This is a genomic window from Tropicimonas marinistellae (assembly GCF_001509585.1).
GTDB lineage: Bacteria > Pseudomonadota > Alphaproteobacteria > Rhodobacterales > Rhodobacteraceae > Tropicimonas > Tropicimonas marinistellae.
The window spans coordinates 102028-116946 of record NZ_LNCI01000009.1; the positions used below are offsets into that span (position 1 = coordinate 102028).

The following is a 14919-nucleotide window of genomic DNA, read 5'->3' on the forward strand; positions in this document are numbered from 1 at the left end:
GTTCAAATGCCCATTCGACGGCAGCCATTGTCATTCCGGTAGATGCTGAGTGCCAAACAGAGGGCAGTGCCCGAACCGCGGGGTGGGCGAGAAGCGCCCGCCCCGGGGGGGCGGTTCGGGCGCTGCCCAGGCCACAGGCCCGGGCGTTTATGGATCTCTCGGTCAAGAAAGTGCCTCCAGTGCCGCCGGGTCGAACTCCGGCCCCGGAATCAGTTCGACCCCCGCCTTGCTCATGCGCACTTCAAGTCCGGCCGCGACATACGCAGTCTTCAGGCGATCAACTTCAGAAAAGTCCTTATTTTCCAATGCGTTTTCACGCGCGACCACTAACTTATTGTGCAGTGTCAAAAGTAGATCACCTGGCCTGTGGATCAACTTCACGTCGTGTCCCGAAATGTTCAGATGTCCTGTGTCGGCGTGCAGAACGTAGTGGTTCGGATGATCCCACGCCTTTTCTTTTGTCAGCAATCCAAGAAGCCCTGCCGACCCTTTCAGCATTTCATGGTCTTCGGCTTTGAACAGGCGCCGGAGTTCAGTGATTGCAGCGTGGGTATTGAGGTCATCGGCAAGCGCCTCAACAAGCTTCGGAGAGATTGGGCCGCCTTCCGGCAACGCATCGGTCACCGTTCTCCACTGTGCTAACTCGGTTCGCGCCTCGTCGACCTTCTTCTTCGTCCAGTCCATCGGTTTCCGGTAATGGGTTTTTAGATAGACGAACCGCATCACCTCCCCCGGCACACCCCGCTTCAGAACATCGTGCACGGTGAAGAAATTGCCCAAGCTCTTGGACATCTTCTTCCCCTCGACCTGCAGCATCTCGTTGTGCATCCAGATCCGGGCGAAGTCGCTGCCGGGATGGGCGCAGCAACTCTGGGCGATCTCGTTCTCGTGGTGCGGGAACATGAGGTCGTTGCCACCGCCGTGGATGTCGAAGCTGTCGCCAAGCAGCGCATCGCTCATCGCCGAGCATTCGATATGCCACCCTGGCCGGCCGCGGCCCCAGGGGCTCTCCCAACCCGGTACGTCGTCTGTCGACGGCTTCCACAGCACGAAATCCATCGGGTTGCGCTTGTAGGGCGCCACCTCCACCCGTGCGCCGGCGATCATGTCGTCCACCGACCGGCCCGAGAGGCTGCCGTACTCCGCGTAGCTCTCCACCGAGAAGAGCACATGCCCCTCGGCCGCATAGGCATGTCCCGAGGCCACCAGCCCTTCGATCATGGCGATCATATGGGCGATATACTCGGTCGCGCGCGGTTCGACGTCGGGCGGCAACACACCAAGCGCGGCCATGTCCTCGTGATACCAGCGGATCGTCTCCTCGGTGATCGCGTCGATGGGCCGGCCGCTTTCCTCGGCGCGCTTGATGATCTTGTCATCCACATCCGTCAGGTTTCGGACGTATTTGACATTCTCCGCCCCGAATTGGTGCCGGAGTAACCGTGCCAGCACGTCAAAGACGATGGCCGGCCGGGCGTTGCCCATATGGGCGCGGTCGTAGACCGTCGGGCCGCAGACATACATGGAGACCTTGCCGGGCGCGACCGTGGGCGCCAGCGGATCCTTCCGTTTGGTCTTGGTGTTCCAGAGCCTGATCTCGGTCATGCCCAATCCTCTCCTTCCGGCAGCGCCGGCGGGTCTAGCAACTTCGGTCTGGAAAGGGAATGAAGGAACCGGCCCGCCTGACGATGTCAGTGGGTAATGCAGACGCAAATGATGATGCTGCGACGGTTCATGCCCGGCGTCATAGCGCCAACCTGTCAAAACGCCAAGGTATTTCGCACGCCCCTGCGGCGGCAAATTCGTCGCGGTCAGCCCATCTGCTCCAATCGCTCTGCCTGCCGGGCTTGAAAGCTGAAATGGAACGGGCTCTGCGCACTGGCGCCGGCGAGCCGTTCTACCCAGTTCGACGGACACTCTGCGATGGAACCCATATAGCCGACAGCCGTCGCACCCTCCGGGCGCACTCTCAACGAACGCGCTGCTCCGGAGCACTGCCTCTGGCACTCCAACCACGGTTTTTTCGTAGCCCCCAGCAACCTCCAAGACGACCTTGTCGCGGAAACCTCCGCGCGAGGAGGCCGCGATTCCCGCCGGTTCGCAAAAGCGACTTGCAGGTAGTTGTTGCCGCGCATTCCAGCGCGCGGCAGCATGGTCCCATGGACAGGGATTCGATCAATGCTCTCTGTGCCGCTCTGCCCGGCGCCGAAGTCAGCGCGCCGTTCGGACCGGGACACGACATCTGGAAGGTCGGCGGCAAGATCTTTGCCGCACTTGGCGCCCAGGGCCGGGGCGTGAGCGTGAAATGCGCAGATGTGGAAACCGCCGAGATGCTGCGCGAAACGGGACAGTTCGAGAAAGCGCCATATTTCCACCGCTCGTGGGTTTTGGTGCCTTTCGAAAGTGTCTCGCCCGAGGAAGCGGAACACCGGGTGCGTGTCTCCTATGACCTGATCCGAGCCAAACTCCCCCGCAAGGTGCAGGCGGCACTCGACGCTCCGTGACGGAAGCCTAGCTCTGCAGGCGTGCGCGCCGGTTCAGCCAGAAGTGGGAGAACGCCAGTTTGTCCCGCACCGCTTCGGTCAGCACGAACGGATAGAGATCGGCCAACCCCATCGCCCGATTCACCTGGTTAAGAGCGAGGCCAAGGTCCACCGCAGCGTGAATCAGCGCATCGGAATCGGTCGTTTCATAGGCATCGGCCGGTACGCCGTCCGTGGTGGGCCATGCCAGTTCCACTGCTGTGGCCGCATCGACGATATCGGTGAGATGCATCAGGTGCGCGACGGTCTCGGCCCAATCCTCGTGTGGATGCGCGCTGGCATAGGGCGTGATGAACCGACCACTCCATTCCGCCCGCGGCCCCTCCGAATAATGCCGCCGCAGCGCCTCGCCGTAGTCCGTACGCTCGTCGCCAAAAAGCGCCCGAAATGCCTCGGAGAAACCCGGCTCGGCGGCGAGACGGTCAAAGATGAAATGCGCAAGCTCATGGCGCAAATGCCCGAGCATGGTTCGGTATTCCTCGTCCAGCATCTCCCGATTACGTACCCGAATGGCGTCGTCCGCTTCCGCCACGTTCAACGTGATCACCCCCGCCGCGTGCCCCATCATCACCCTTTCCGGTCCGGCATGCGTTCGTTCGGACTTGAAGTGAAAGACCGGCAATGGTCCGGGATCTTCGGCACCAAACCACCCCCAACGGCTCAATGTTGCCAACACCCAGCGTTTTGCCGTCTCTCCCTCGGCCCAAAGCGCGGCGTTGGGTTCAACCGACAGATCCGGAATGACATCGGTCATCTGACAGGACCGGCACAGGTGCTCCACAACGTCCTCGTCCGCCCAATTGCAGCCGATGTCTTCTCTGTTTGAACAACTGTCCGCATTCGCCACAAATGCGTCGCGCGCATCACTGTAAACCACCCGCACCCCACAGGCGCCACATGCCGAGTTGCGGAAATAAAGCCGGGCCCCGCAGGCCGGACAAGCGTAGAGCCGCACGGAAACACCTCCTTGAAACGAGCCGCCAGACACTTGGTCGGCAAGTGACCTGAAAAGGTCATGCTGCAGATCGTGTCACGCGGCAAGCAAATCACGCGTCGGGTGTGTCTCCACCAAGTATCGCGCGGAAAACCGCCGCGTCGACATTGCCACCGGACAGTACCACCCCAACACGTTGTCCAGCCACAGTGTCACGCTCCTTGAGAAGTGCCGCCAGCGCTGCTGCGCCCGCCCCTTCGGCCAGATTGTGGGTGGCGCTGTAGTACAGTCGCACAGCAGACGCGATCTGCTCTTCAGAGACCTCAACAATGCGATCTGCTCCCGCGCCAAAGATCTCGTACGCCTCCCGTACCGGAACGCGTACAGCCAGCCCGTCAGCAAAGGTGCGGGCCGTGTTTGTTTCCACCAACCTGCCCGCTGCGACAGTGCGGCTCACGCATGGTGCCTCGGCGGCGACAACGCCAACGATCTTCGTCCTGAGACCAAGGGCATCGCGCGCCAGAATCGTGCCGCAGATACCCGATCCACAGCCTATTGGCACATAAACGGTGTCGAGATCTGGCTGCGCCCGGAACATCTCCCATCCATACGTGGCAACTCCCCGAACCAGCTCCGGGTGAAAGGGCGGCACCATGGCCAGACCCTCTGTCGCAGCCACCCGCATCGCTTCTTCTCGCGCCGTATCAAAGTCACTGCCGTGAACCATCAACTCGCCGCCATAAGCGCGCATGGCGGCGTTTTTCTCGGCAGAGTTTCCGTGCGGCACATAGATCATCGCCCGCAGCCCGGCCGCTCGGGCGGCCCGTGCCTGGCTCTGACCGTGGTTGCCGCGTGTCGCGGTGCAGATACCACGCGCTTCTGGGTGTGCCCGTTTCAGCCAATCGATGAATGTCACGCCCCCGCGCACCTTGAATGCGCCTGTCGGTGCGTGGTTTTCATGCTTCACCCAGACGTCCGCGCCTGCCGTCTCCGACAGCAGCGGCCAGTTGTGCAACGGTGTCGGCGGCACTTGCGTGTGAACCATGTCTGCTGCGGCTTCGAGTTCGGCCAGGGTAAATCGGATCATTCAGCACATTCCGTCGCGAAGGTGGGAGGCAGCAAGATGGCAGGATGATCATGCCGGGACAGTCCGCAAGTCAGCGCACCGTCACACTTCGTCGCATGCCTGCTGATGCCTCAGCGACAGACGGTTCCGCCACCCGCTCCGTAGCACCGCACCGGGCGGCCATACTGGTCCGTGTAGTCCCCGGCTCCCTGGGCCGTCTCTTCAATCCGCAGACCAGGGTTGTGATAAACGACGCGCCCATATGCATCGGAGCTGCGCCCGGGCCCGTAGACATTGTTGGTCAACACACGCGGATTGGTATTGGGGATGCGTTGCTGCGCATTCCACTCCGGGTTCGCCGAAGGAGACGCCCGCCGCGGCGCAATACCAAGGCTTCCGCCGACCGCACCGGCATAGCCAGTCGCCGCCGATCCAGGCCCGAGGCTCGCTTCGAGATTTGGATCAACAGGCGTGCATCCAACGAGCAACGCCAGCCACAGACCGACGGGAACAGCGCGAAGTCCTCTCGGCTTGCTTTCCTTCGCCCCCACCAGCGCCCGCTCCTCTTCACTACGCCATCGAATTGGAGGATAGCGCAAGCGAAGCGCAGGGAAAGCCCCGTTGGTGCTATGCTCCCCGACGGCGGGGCGCCGCGGCGCAAGCCAAGACCCGCGCACTTGATGCCAGTAACGGTAGTTCAAGCCGATTGTCGCCGTGATGGCGTCGACACGGCCAGAGGTCTGGGAATCGTCAAATCGATGCGCAGCGACCTCACGCGTCAGGCTGGCGGCATCGGTGACGCGGGTTTAGACGCCAAGACCGCCGAAGTACCCCCAGGCATCGCTCAAGTCGGCACCGGCGGCATGGCTGGTGCCGGTGACGGCACAAAGCAATGTGCGGCCAAAGTCGCAGTCACCACGCAACCGCAACGTGCTCAGGGAATCGAGATTGCCGGCGCTGGTCACTTTGGACCCGAAATTCGCTTCCGCCCCTGGACATCCGAGCCTGCGACTGTGTTGGCAACAATTCCTCGCATTCTCCGATTGTCGCCAAATCGGAAACGGTCAGACAGGGTGCTCAGCCGGCCGCTTTTTCCTCCAACGCCAGCCACTCGTCCTCGGCAGTCGACAAGGCCTGCTGCCTTTCTACCAGTGCCTCCGACGCCTTGCGGAACTTCAACGGATCCCTGGTGAACAGCTCCGGGTCGGCAAGAAATGCCTCGAGTTTCCCGATCTCGGCCTCCAGCCGTTCGATCTCGGAAGGAAGCGCCTCCAATCGGTGACGCTCTGTAAAGGTCAGCCCGGCAGCGGTGTCGGTCTTCGGTGTCGGGGTCGGTTGAGGCTGCGTTGGTTTCTGTGCGGTACCGCGCCCCTGCGTTTTTTCCGGCCGGCTTCCCGTCGAACGCTCACCGCGTTGCGCCCTGTAGTCGCTCCAACCGCCGGCATAGACCACAGCCCGTCCATCGCCTTCCATGGCAATGGTCGTGGTGGCGATGCGGTCGAGAAAATCGCGGTCGTGGCTGACCAGCAGCACCGTACCGTCGTAGTCCGATATCAGTTCCTGCAGCAAGTCGAGTGTCTCGATATCCAGATCGTTCGTCGGTTCGTCCAGCACCAGCACATTCGCCGGATGGGCGAGGATCTTGGCAAGCAATAACCGCGCCTTCTCACCACCGGACAGAGAGCGGACCGGCGCCCTTGCCTGGGCATCGGAAAACAGGAAATCCTTGAGATAGCTCACCACGTGCCGCGGCGTGCCGCGCACCATGACCTGATCGCCGCCCCGGCCCTGCACACGCAACGCCTTGTCGCCGGTCAGGCTCTCCCACAAGGTCGCGTCCGGGTTGAGCTGCGCGCGCGTCTGGTCGAAAACAGCGATTTCGAGGTTCGTGCCAAGCGTCACGCTGCCGGAATCCGGCGCTTCCTGACCGATCAGCATCTTCAGGAGCGTTGTCTTGCCTACGCCGTTCGGCCCGACCAGCGCCACACGCTCGCCGCGCTGGATGCGCAGGGAAAACGGCTTCAGGATTACATTGTCGTCAAAGGCCTTCTCGATATCCCTCGCCTCGACCACCAGCTTGCCGGAGGCGCGGCCCGTGTCGATGGCCAGATCGGCTGTCCCCTGCCGGCGGATCTGTGCAGACCGCTCCTCGCGCAACGCCTTCAGCGCCCGAAGCCGTCCCTGGTTGCGTGTCCGCCGGGCGGAAATCCCCTCCACGGCCCACCGCGCTTCCGCCTTGATCTTGCGATCGAGCTTGTGGCGTGCCTCGTCTTCCTCGGCCCAGACCCGGTCGCGCCATTCCTCGAAGGTGGTGAACCCATGTTCCTGCCGCCGGACCACCCCCCTGTCGAGCCAAAGCGTCGCCCGCGTCAGCCGGTTCAGGAAAGCCCGGTCGTGGGAAATCAGGACGAAACCGGCTCGCGTCTCCGCAAGCTGCTCTTCAAGCCAGCCGATCGCCTCGATATCAAGGTGGTTCGTCGGCTCGTCGAGCAACATCAGTTCCGGCGCCTCCGCCAGGAGTTTTGCCAGTGCCGCGCGCCGCCGCTCGCCGCCCGAGGCGGTCTCCACCGGCCGCGCCAGATCCAGCTTCAGCCCCTCGCCGGCCATTTCCACCCGGTAGGCCTCGCCCTCGCCCATCCCGCTGGCTGCGAAATCTCCCAGCGTCGCAAAGCCCGCCATCGTCGGGTCTTGCTCCATGTACCCCACATGCACGCCCGGCGGCACGATACGGCTGCCGGAATCAGGCTCAACGAGCCCCGCCATCACCTTCATCAAGGTCGATTTGCCCGACCCGTTGCGCCCCACCAGCGCCACGCGATCCCCGCCCTGAACCACGAGGCCCAGATCGGAGAACACCGGGTCGCCACCGAAGGTCAGCGAGATATCGGAAAGCTGGAGGAGCGGAGCACGTGCCATGCGCGCGGGCCTAGTCGGCACAACACCAACCGTCAATCCGAATGCGCTGTCTTCTGTCGGCAAATATCCTCGGGGGGAGTCCGGGACGCGCGCCCGCGCGGCCAGGACGGGGGGCAGACAGCCCCCCGCTCCGGATTCAGCCGGCTGCTCCCCGAGCGGCGACATATCGATAGAAGCTGGTTTCCCGCTCCTGACACTGAAACGCCGTGTTGAGCGCCCGCCGTGCCTCGAACACGCCGATTGCCCGCGCAACGAGCGCCGCCGGCACCCGGGTACGGCCTGCTTGGATACGGCTTGCATAGAGCGAATAGGCGGCCGCCACCCGGTCGGAAAAACCAGTGTCCCGTGTTACGCTACCTGTCCGCAGGCGCAGTTGGTAGGCTGCCGAGCCGACCGGTGCTTCCCCTCCGCAGAGTGACAATGCCTCGACCGCATGCAGGACATCCTGCGCCGGCGCCGATGCAAAGGGACCGGCTTGAGAGCGCGGCATCACCGGGTGAAAACTCGCCCCGCTCCGACCGACATCCTCCAGTGTCAAACGGTCCCCTCCGGGCATGCGCAACAATTCCGTCTCCCCCTCCAGAACAGAGGTCGCGCCAAACGCAACCCCATACGCTTGCGCGAGAGGAAGCAATACCGAGAGATAACCGGGTTCCCAGGTGTCGTCGGCATCAAGGAAGGCGGCCCATCGGCCGCGCGCGCAGGTCAGCGCGCGGTTTCGCGCCGCCCCGGGTCCACTTGCCACCGGGCCGGGTGCACTGAAACGCAGGTTCGGCTGTGAAGGAAGACAGCTGCGGTAATCGGTGCCGTCGTCCGACGCGATCACAATCTCCACATCCGACGCAGACAAGCCCGCGTCCGCCACGGAAGCGACGGCGCGTCCGATCTGCGCCTGCGCCTTGTAGGCGGGAATAATCACCGAGACCGTGGCGTGTGTGCTCATCCGGCATGCCTCAAGTATTCCGCTCCCGTCAGGACGCGGTAATGGCGAGCGCCGCCATCATGACGGCGATTGCGGCGATCCAGGCGGACAGGATACGCAAACCGATCTCGACGTAGGCCCGCTCCGTCCGCCGCCGCAATGCCGAGATGGCCGCGCTGGTGTAAAACACCAGCGCCAGCATGCCGATAAAACTGCCCGACAGCGTCATGACAGTCGCGCGCAACGGCCCGCTGTCAGGCGTAGAAGCGATGCCCACGAGCCCCCCGACCGCCGCCGTGACCACAAGAAGCGCGACGGAATGCCCGGAGGGATAAAGCGCTGCCATACCGGCGGAGACAACCGCCAGCACCAGAAGCGCTGGCGTTGTCATCTCAGGTTCAGCGCCCAACTGACCGGTGGCGATCCCCGCGAGACCGAAAACTGCGCATGTAACGAATGCAGGGACATAGGCCCTCGGCCATGACAATCCCAGTAGAAACCCCAGGCCGAGCAGAGCGAGAAGCTGCGGATAACTGCCGGCCGGGTGAACCAGGCCCGCATAAAAACCCTCGATTCCCTCGATCGGCGCGTGCGCACGCGTCGCGGTCGGCGTTACGAGCGCCGCTGATGCAACAATCGCGGTCGCGCGCAAGCGCTCATGCATAGCCGAATAGGAACGCCGCGCCCACGGCGGATATCACCACGCCGCCGGCGCGGATCGCCACCGTGCCCGCGGGCCAGCGCACCAGCAATCCGAAAGCGATACCGATCAGATGCAAGAGACCGGTTGCCACCACGAATCCAACGCCATAGGCAAGCGGGTTGGCGGCCTCCGGCAGTTCGGCGCCATGGGCATAGCCATGGAAGATGGCGAAGAGCCCCACGATGGCGCCGGCCAGCCACAGCGGGAGCCGAACAGCCAACGCAATCAACATGCCGAGCACGATTGCCGAGGAGGCGATGCCAGCCTCGACGGCGGGGATCGGTACGCCGGCGACGCCGAGCGCTGCGCCGAAAGCCATGACCAGCGGGAAAATGACTGGTAGGAGCCAGATTGCCGGAGCCCCGAGGAATGCCCCCCAAAGACCCACCGCAACCATCGCGACCACATGGTCCCAGCCAAGGATCGGATGCGTGAAGCCGCTCACGAATCCGCCGGCCATTCCGGCCTCGGTATGGGCGAATGCGAGTGCCGGGAAAGCACAGAGAACTACGGCGCCAGCAATCGTGCGGATACATCTGAATCGAGAAGTCATGTCATCCCCCACGCAGCGGTCTGAATACCTCCCGCGAGCCTAGCGCCGCAGGTCGAACGTGGCCACCGAAAACACCGCAAGGTACCGCGAGGACAACGTGCATCTTCCCGCGCAGGCCGTCATGGTTTAACCGGCCACCGACCGCAGAAGGCGCTTCCGTGCCGGCGGGATCGCCCGGATTTCCAACCCGGTGAACACGTGTAACGTGTTCAGATCGCGGTCCACCACTGCGTGATCGCTCACCCATCCGCCCATCAATAGATAGGTCCGCAGTAGCGGCGGCATTCCCCGTATCGCGCGTTTGAGGTCCGGCTTGCGCCGCAGCCGTTGCGCAAATCGGAAAACATTGGGTGCTTTGACCCGCGGCAGCCACCGCTTTGGCGCCAGATGCCGCTCCTTGAGGAGTGCGAAGGCGTCCATGTAGGCTTCCGCCTCCGTGCCATGGAACGAGGAACACCCAAAAAGCATCTCCACCCCCTCCGAGTCCACATAGGTGGTCATCCCTCCCCAGGCGACTCGCAGAATGTCTGGATCATTGCGATCAGGATGGATGCAAAAGCGGCCCATCTCCACCATCGGCCCTTGAAACTCCTGCAAGGCGGAGAGCTCATAGTATTGCGCCGAATAGCTGCGGCCAATTTCCCGTCCGGCCGTCAGCGGCAGCAGCCGGAAGGTGCAGACGAGATCACCAGACCGGATTTCCTCCACCAGCACGTGACTGCATATGTCGTCGAACGCGTCGCGATCCAGTCCCACCCCGCCGCGGAAACAAAACGCACGCAGCGCCAGCGCGGCCTCTACATCGGCCGGGCTCTCGGCAAGGCGGGCCGCGTACCGGCCCTTGCGCAGTTTGAGCATGTCGAGGCACCTCCGCCACCGGGCGGACGTCGTTGACCGCCCCGCTGAAATTTGGGTCCGCGATCAATTGCATGCAAGACATGACGGGAAATTGACATGCGCGGTCAGCGGCATCGCGTTTCTGCAACGGAGCTGGCACTGTGGCAAAAAGGCCCCATATCAGAGGTCCAACGGTAGGCGACAGGAGCCCAAGATGACGGACAAGGTAACGAAAACGGACGCGGAATGGAAAGCCAGGCTGGGCGATCTCGGATACGAGGTCATGCGCAACCACGGCACCGAACGCCCGTTCACCCACGACGAGTTTTCATCCGCTCCCGGTACGTTTCGTTGCGCCGGTTGCGGCGCCCCGCTGTTTTCACAGGACGACAAATTCGATGCCGGCTGTGGCTGGCCAAGTTTCACCCGCCCACAGAGCGAAGCCGGAATCGGCGAAAGCCAGGACGATCGCTACGGGATGCGGCGTACCGAGGTGCATTGCAGCCGCTGCGATGGCCATTTGGGTCATGTCTTTCCGGACGGGCCTGCTCCCACCGGGCTGCGATATTGCATCAACGGCGTAGCGCTGGACTTCGTTGCGGATGGTGAAGACACGCCGGATTGAACCCCGAGGGGTGCACCGGCGCCGTATCAAGAGCCTGCGGCGTGACCGCCCATGCAAGGCGCGGGAGAACGGCTAGAGATTCTCGCCGATCTCGAATCGGCCCACGTTGCCAAAGAGTTGCGACAGGAACCCAAGCCCTTGCACGTTGCTGTCGGTCACTCGCCGCGACAACGCGACGACGTTTCCGTCTTCCAGCGCGAACCGCTCGACGTTGGATACCACCCCGTTGCGATCGAAGCTGATCGCCACGATCTGGCGATCGACGATTTCAGGTTCGTGGTAGGTGTAGGTCCGCATACGCTGTGAAACGTAGTAATACCCGGTATCCCGCAGAACGCCCGACGATGACGGGGTTCCGACCGAATCGGCAACGGTATCCCGGGTATCCACCCCGACGACAATTTCGGCGAGATCGTCGTCGGACGGCACGTAGCCATGGTCACGGTAAAGCGGCGTACACCCAGAAAATGCGAGCAATGCAGCCGTGGCACAAAGTGCCCGAACCGATCGGCCCATCACCGCACGGCGCTGCCTTGCCATCACTGCCCTCATGTCGTGTACCAGTCGAATTGCCTTCCGGCTTATATCAATGGCATCCTTTTCTTCAAGAAAGGAACTCCACCTGATGAATGCAAGCGATGCTCCCTACCTGCTTCGGTTGAGGCAGCTTCCGACCACCGGACCGACGACGTTCGATCTGGAACCGGATGCCGACGCGCGGGCCGACCTCTCGGCCGAATTGGATCTTCTGGACTTGCGCAAGCTGCGTATGAAGGGGCGGATTATGCCCGATGGCGCGCGCAACTGGAGGCTCGAAGCCGAGCTGGGCGCGACCGCCGTACAGCCATGCGCGGTCACGCTCGCCCCTGTTACAACGCGCGTCGATGTACCAGTTCTGAGGCGATACCTGGCCGATTACGTCGCGCCCGACGAGGCCGAGACTGAAGTTCCGGAGGACGACAGTATCGAGCCGCTGCCGGAAGCAGTGGACCTGTTTCTGGTATTGGCGGAGTCGTTGGCGCTCGCACTGCCGGACTACCCGCGTGCCGATGGGGTCGAACTGGGCGAGGCTGTCTATTCCGAACCAGGAACGGAGCCATTGCGGGACGCCGACGTGAAGCCCTTTGCGGGGCTCGCGGAACTGAAGAAGAAACTCGAAGGCTGAACATGCTGGGCGAGTCGGTGCTGCGTGTCGGGCGAAGTTCGTCTCTAGGCACGCGACTCACTTGCATCCGAGTCGAAAATGCGTATGTTCCGGCAACTTCCACACACCCTTGAACGGGACGTGCACCCGGCGTATGAGGCGCCGATACACGAAACAATTGCCGCCGGGGCAGTCCCGCACGGCCAAAAGCACCGAGGTTGAGACATGGCTGTCCCTCAGAATAAGATCACCAAGTCGCGCCGCAACATGCGCCGCTCGCATGATGCCCTTTCGGGCGCGAACCCCAACGAATGCTCCAATTGTGGCGAGCTGAAGCGCCCGCACCACGTTTGTGGCGCCTGCGGCCACTACGACGACCGCGAGGTCGTTGCGCTGGTTGACGAGATCGATATCGACGAGGACGCTGCCTGAGCCGTACCGGACAGGCATCCAAAGGCGTATTGCCGATGACACCCGACGCGCAGGTCCACCTGCCGGCCGCGATTCCCGCTGAACTCGCCGGACGTGTCGTGATCTCGGTCGACGCCATGGGCGGGGACCGCGGACCCGCCGCGGTCGTCGCCGGCTGCGCGAAATCTGCCCGCAAGAATCCCGACATCGGGTTTATCCTTCACGGACGCCGCGACGAACTCGAACCGCTTGTTGCCAAGCGCCACCTTGGAGCGTGCTGCGTGATCCGGGATGCGCCCGATGTCGTGACGATGGACACCAAACCCTCCATCGTCATGCGCCGTGGCAAGGGCACCTCGATGTGGTCCGCCATCGATTCGGTCCGCAACAACGAAGCCACCGTTGCCGTGAGCTGCGGGAACACCGGCGCATTGATGGCGCTCTCCATGGTACGGTTGCGGAAGCTACCGGGCGTCAACCGGCCAGCAATCGCTTGCCTTTGGCCCTCACGCAGCGAAACCGGCTACGCAGTCATGCTGGACGTGGGTGCGGACATCCGTGCCGATGAGGGCGACTTGCTGCAATATGCGCTCATGGGCGCGTCCTATGCCCGCAACGGCCTCAACGTTTCACGCCCACGTGTAGGCTTGCTGAACGTGGGAACCGAAGAGCACAAGGGACGCGCCGAACTCAAGGCAGCACACAGTTTGATCGCCGAGGCTGCGCCCGACGCGGACTACGAATTCATCGGCTTTGTAGAAGGCGGCGACATCCCCCGCGGGGGCGTTGACGTGATCGTAACGGACGGTTTCACCGGAAATGTCGCGCTCAAGACAGCCGAAGGCACCGCGTCGCTCATCCGCGTACTGCTGAAGGAGGCCTTTCAGCATACGATCCTGAGCAGGATCGCCGCCCTGCTGGCGATGACCTCCATGCGGCGCCTCGCCAAGCGGACAGATCCGCGCCGGGTTAACGGCGGCGTTTTCCTCGGCCTCAACGGCACGATCGTCAAGTCTCATGGGTCTGCAGATGCCACGGGCGTCTCCGCGGCGATCAAACTTGCGTTCCAATTGGCACAGGCTGGTTTTTCCGACCGTCTTGCTGCCCGGGTGGCCTCGACCTCCCCTCTGCGACAGGATATGCCGTGACGCAGCGTTCTCGCCGAGTGTGGCAGGACGAACAAGATGAACAAGGCAGGTGGAAATGCTGGTCAGAGCCGTGGTCCGCGGGGTGGGCCATTACCTCCCCGAACGAATCGTCGAGAACTCTGAGTTCGAGAAATCTCTGGACACCTCCGACGAGTGGATCCGATCACGTTCCGGAATCGAGCGGCGCCACTTTGCCGCTCCCGGCGAAACCACGTCCGATCTCGCGGCGAACGCCGCGCGTGCCGCGCTGCACGATGCGGGTATGGAACCGGGAGATATCGATGCCATCGTGCTCGCGACCTCCACCCCCGACCTGACGTTCCCGTCGGCCGCCACGATGGTGCAGGACAAGCTTGGGATGACGAACGGCTTCGCGTTCGATGTACAGGCGGTCTGCGCCGGGTTTGTCTTCGCGCTTGCGAATGCCAACGCGCTGGTCCTCTCGGGTCAAGCGAAGCGCGTATTGGTGATCGGCGCTGAAACATTCAGCCGCATCCTCGATATGAATGACCGCGCGACCTGCGTTCTCTTCGGTGACGGCGCGGGCGCGCTGGTGCTCGAAGCGCAGGACGGCTCGGGCAGTTCCGATGACCGCGGTATTCTGGCAACCGATCTCAACTCCGACGGCCGCTACCGAGATCTGCTTTATGTGGACGGCGGTGTGTCGACGACCGGCTCCAGCGGCGTGCTAAAAATGCAGGGCAAGGAGGTGTTCCGGCACGCGGTCGAAAAGCTCGCCACAACCGCACATACTGCGCTGGATAAGGCGGGTCTGACCGGTGATGACGTAGACTGGATCGTGCCCCACCAGGCCAACCTTCGGATAATCAAGGGAACGGCCAACCGCATGAGAGTCCCGATGGACCGCGTGATCCTGACGGTACAGGATCACGGAAATACCTCGGCCGCTTCGATTCCCCTGGCGCTCTCGACCGGCGCGCACGACGGCCGCATCAAACCTGGACAGCTCGTCGTCACCGAGGCGATTGGTGGCGGTCTCGCCTGGGGTGCCGTAGCGTTACGCTGGTAGTGCAATCGAGCGGGATAGTGTTTGTTTTCAGCGTCTTGCGCGAAAAAACTCACCAAAACACCGTCTGAGCGCGGAAATCCGCGCTCG

15 protein-coding genes are annotated in these 14919 nt (G+C 63.0%); 6 read left to right on the forward strand and 9 right to left on the reverse strand.

What is annotated here, in order from left to right; translation table 11 throughout:
* Positions 1-162 precede the first annotated feature (162 nt).
* Positions 163-1605 carry a cysteine--tRNA ligase gene (gene cysS, locus ARC39_RS18815; RefSeq protein WP_068116468.1) on the reverse strand — a complete coding sequence of 481 codons (1443 nt, stop codon included), beginning with the start codon at positions 1603-1605 and terminating at the stop codon, positions 163-165.
* A 554-nt stretch (positions 1606-2159) separates the two neighbouring features.
* Between cysS and ARC39_RS18820 the strand changes: the two genes are divergently transcribed.
* Positions 2160-2504, forward strand: coding sequence for an MmcQ/YjbR family DNA-binding protein (locus tag ARC39_RS18820; RefSeq protein ID WP_068116470.1), 345 nt, complete (start codon positions 2160-2162; stop codon positions 2502-2504).
* A gap of 7 nt (positions 2505-2511) precedes the next feature.
* Here the strand turns inward: ARC39_RS18820 and ARC39_RS18825 are convergent, their stop codons facing one another.
* From ARC39_RS18825 to ARC39_RS18860, 7 genes are all read right to left on the reverse strand, one after another.
* Complete coding sequence (locus tag ARC39_RS18825) at positions 2512-3531, reverse strand: zinc-binding metallopeptidase family protein (protein ID WP_368085987.1); 1020 nt, start codon at positions 3529-3531, stop codon at positions 2512-2514.
* Between the two features lie 58 nt (positions 3532-3589).
* On the reverse strand, positions 3590-4564 hold the full coding sequence (locus tag ARC39_RS18830) for a threonine dehydratase (protein ID WP_068116474.1): 975 nt from the start codon (positions 4562-4564) through the stop codon (positions 3590-3592).
* A gap of 1056 nt (positions 4565-5620) precedes the next feature.
* Positions 5621-7459, reverse strand: a complete 1839-nt coding sequence (locus ARC39_RS18840; RefSeq protein WP_068116478.1) for an ABC-F family ATP-binding cassette domain-containing protein — start codon at positions 7457-7459, stop codon at positions 5621-5623.
* Between the two features lie 136 nt (positions 7460-7595).
* Positions 7596-8402, reverse strand: a complete 807-nt coding sequence (locus ARC39_RS18845) for a glycosyltransferase family 2 protein (RefSeq protein ID WP_068116480.1) — start codon at positions 8400-8402, stop codon at positions 7596-7598.
* A gap of 28 nt (positions 8403-8430) precedes the next feature.
* Positions 8431-8772, reverse strand: a complete 342-nt coding sequence (locus tag ARC39_RS25695; protein ID WP_149866489.1) for a hypothetical protein — start codon at positions 8770-8772, stop codon at positions 8431-8433.
* 265 nt (positions 8773-9037) lie between these two features.
* Complete coding sequence (locus tag ARC39_RS18855; protein ID WP_068116485.1) at positions 9038-9637, reverse strand: HupE/UreJ family protein; 600 nt, start codon at positions 9635-9637, stop codon at positions 9038-9040.
* Positions 9638-9763: 126 nt separating this feature from the next.
* The gene (locus ARC39_RS18860; protein WP_068116487.1) at positions 9764-10495 is read right to left on the reverse strand and encodes a GNAT family N-acetyltransferase; all 732 of its coding nucleotides are present in this window, start codon (positions 10493-10495) and stop codon (positions 9764-9766) included.
* A 193-nt stretch (positions 10496-10688) separates the two neighbouring features.
* Between ARC39_RS18860 and msrB the strand changes: the two genes are divergently transcribed.
* Positions 10689-11099 carry a peptide-methionine (R)-S-oxide reductase MsrB gene (gene msrB, locus ARC39_RS18865; protein WP_068116489.1) on the forward strand — a complete coding sequence of 137 codons (411 nt, stop codon included), beginning with the start codon at positions 10689-10691 and terminating at the stop codon, positions 11097-11099.
* A gap of 72 nt (positions 11100-11171) precedes the next feature.
* Here the strand turns inward: msrB and ARC39_RS18870 are convergent, their stop codons facing one another.
* Positions 11172-11639, reverse strand: a complete 468-nt coding sequence (locus ARC39_RS18870) for an outer membrane protein assembly factor BamE (protein ID WP_236545312.1) — start codon at positions 11637-11639, stop codon at positions 11172-11174.
* 85 nt (positions 11640-11724) lie between these two features.
* Between ARC39_RS18870 and ARC39_RS18875 the strand changes: the two genes are divergently transcribed.
* The 4 genes from ARC39_RS18875 to ARC39_RS18890 all read left to right on the forward strand — a co-directional run bounded on the left by ARC39_RS18875 (position 11725) and on the right by ARC39_RS18890 (position 14832).
* Entirely contained in the window at positions 11725-12264 is a 540-nt protein-coding gene (locus tag ARC39_RS18875; RefSeq protein WP_068116491.1) for a YceD family protein, read from the forward strand.
* A gap of 204 nt (positions 12265-12468) precedes the next feature.
* The gene (gene rpmF, locus ARC39_RS18880) at positions 12469-12675 is read left to right on the forward strand and encodes a 50S ribosomal protein L32 (RefSeq protein WP_068116493.1); all 207 of its coding nucleotides are present in this window, start codon (positions 12469-12471) and stop codon (positions 12673-12675) included.
* A 35-nt stretch (positions 12676-12710) separates the two neighbouring features.
* Positions 12711-13802, forward strand: a complete 1092-nt coding sequence (gene plsX / locus ARC39_RS18885) for a phosphate acyltransferase PlsX (RefSeq protein ID WP_068116495.1) — start codon at positions 12711-12713, stop codon at positions 13800-13802.
* 55 nt (positions 13803-13857) lie between these two features.
* A complete protein-coding gene (locus ARC39_RS18890; RefSeq protein WP_068116497.1) occupies positions 13858-14832 on the forward strand; it encodes a beta-ketoacyl-ACP synthase III in 975 nt (324 codons plus the stop codon).
* The last annotated feature ends 87 nt before the right edge of the window (positions 14833-14919 follow it).